Origin of the sequence: Collinsella aerofaciens, assembly GCF_032584215.1 — a bacterium.
In the GTDB taxonomy this organism is placed as follows: Bacteria; Actinomycetota; Coriobacteriia; order Coriobacteriales; family Coriobacteriaceae; genus Collinsella.
The window spans coordinates 1-2303 of the sequence record NZ_JAWHPN010000050.1 but is presented as its reverse complement, the minus strand read 5'-3'; the positions used below and the strand labels follow the sequence as shown (position 1 = coordinate 2303).

Here is a 2303-nt window from a genome sequence, read left to right as displayed (position 1 = left end):
GCGCCGAGAGTACTGCGGGGTCAGCCCGTGGGAGGCCAGGGCGCCGCTGACCGGTGGACGGCACCGAGCCGTACGCTTGAACTGAGAAGGGGGAGGCCTCGCGGCCTCCCCCTTTTTTGCGTTTGCGTGAAACATTCCTTATGCAATTAAATCAATTTAATCATCCACCGCTGAATATAGACGTTCACCGTTCTTTGGTCGGTTCTTTGTTCTCAATGGACTAATATTTGCTTTAGCGCACTGCTGCGCTTGTCCTGTTTTACACGGGTCGTTTTATTGATTGTGACGGAAGGACTCACATGGCAGATGTTCATGAGCTGCTTGATACTTGGATTGCCAATGTCAAGGACGAGGAGCTCCTCGCTGAGCTTAACACGATGAAGGAGCAGGGTGACGAGGACGCCATCACCGACGCTTTCTTCCAGGATCTCGCCTTCGGTACTGCCGGCCTTCGCGGCACTATCGGTGCGGGCACTAACCGTATGAATATCTATACGGTCGGTCGTGCGACCCAGGGATTCGCTGACTACCTCAATGCGACCTTCGAGCATCCGACGGTCGCCATTGCTCGCGATAGCCGCAATAAAGGCGAGCTGTTCGTCAAGACGACGGCTGCCATTCTTGCAGCAAACGGCGTGACTGCCCTCGTGTATCCCAAGATTTCTCCTGTGCCGACGCTCTCCTGGGCCGTCCGCGACCTTAAGTGCTCCGGTGGCATTTGCATGACCGCTAGTCATAATCCGGCGCCTTATAACGGCTATAAGGCCTATGGCGCCGACGGCTGCCAGATCACCAGCGAGGCCGCCGATGCAATTTCTAAGGCTATCGCCGAGACCGATACGTTCACCGGCGTGAAGTCCATGGACTTCGATGAGGCTCTTGAGCAGGGTCTGGTCAAATGGATCGATGACTCGTGCCTCGAGCGTTATTACGACGCCGTTCTCGCCCGCGGCGTGACTAACCTTTCTGCCGAGGAGATCGCTGGCGCTCCGCTTAAGCTCGTCTACACTCCGCTCAACGGCACTGGCCTCATTCCCGTCACGACGGTGCTCGAGCGCGCTGGCATCACCGATGTCACGGTTGTTCCCGAGCAGAAGGAGCCTAACGGCGATTTCCCGACCTGCCCGTATCCTAACCCCGAGATCCGTCAGGCCATGCAGAAGGGCATCGATCTCTGCGAGCAGGTTCACCCTGATTTGCTGCTTGCAACCGATCCCGACGCCGACCGTGTTGGCGTTGCCGTTAAGAATGGCGATGACTATCTGCTGCTGACCGGCAATGAGATGGGCGTTCTGCTGCTCGACTATATCTGCAAGACCCGTGCTGCCCGCGGTGAGGAGCTCACTAAGAAGGTCGCCGTTACTACTATCGTTTCTTCCGCCATGGTTGACGCTCTGGCCGACGAGTACGGTTTTGAGCTCCGCCGCTGCCTGACGGGCTTCAAGTACATCGGCGACATCATTACTTCTCTTTCCGATGCTGGCGAGGTCGATCGCTTTATCTTCGGTTTTGAGGAGAGCTACGGCTATCTGGCCGGCGACCACGTGCGCGACAAGGACGCCGTGAGCACTTCGCTTTTGATTTGCCAGATGGCGCAGTATTACAAGCTCCAGGGAAAGAACCTTGCCGACGCGATGCACGAGCTGTACGAGAAGTATGGCTACTATCACAACAAGACGATTTCGCTGAGCTATCCGGGTGCTGAGGGTGCGGCAAAGATGGCCGGCATCATGGCCGGTCTGCGCGAGAACTCGCCCGCGGAGCTCGCCGGTTCCAAGATTGAGGCCGTCGTTGATTACAACACCTGCGTGAACGGCCTGCCGAAGGCTAATGTTATTGAGTTCGATCTTGAGGGTGGCAACAAGGGTATTGTTCGTCCTTCCGGCACCGAGCCCAAGATTAAGCTGTACATCTTCGCTAAGGGCGCGGATGCCGCCGAGGCAGATGCAGCACTTGACGCGATTGAAGAGTCCGGTCGCAAGCTGTTGGCCTAAGGCTTTGAAAACCTATTTCTATAGTTAGACGGAGGAGGGGATCTCGGAAACGAGGTCCCCTCTTTATTACTGGCAAATACAGCTGAGAATCCCAAACTGTGTAGGAAATGTGTACGACCAGATTCCCGCCCCCGGGGCCCCTCCGGTCTGGCAATATATCTCCTTGCCGCGCGGCCCGGTGCAACCGGGAACCAGCGCAGGCGTGCACCTTGAGAACCGGATACTGCGAGGATGGACACTTCAAGTGTCGCATCCGGGCAGACATCGAACCATTTGAAATGGTCTAACTTGGATTTGTTTTTCGCAAGG

At 56.5% G+C, this 2303-nt stretch carries 1 protein-coding gene; it reads left to right on the top strand.

Going from position 1 to position 2303, the window contains the following annotated elements; genetic code table 11:
* The first annotated feature begins 299 nt into the window (after nt 1-299).
* A complete protein-coding gene (locus RX395_RS09630; RefSeq protein WP_316367234.1) occupies nt 300-1994 on the top strand; it encodes a phospho-sugar mutase in 1695 nt (564 codons plus the stop codon).
* Nucleotides 1995-2303: the final 309 nt, after the last annotated feature.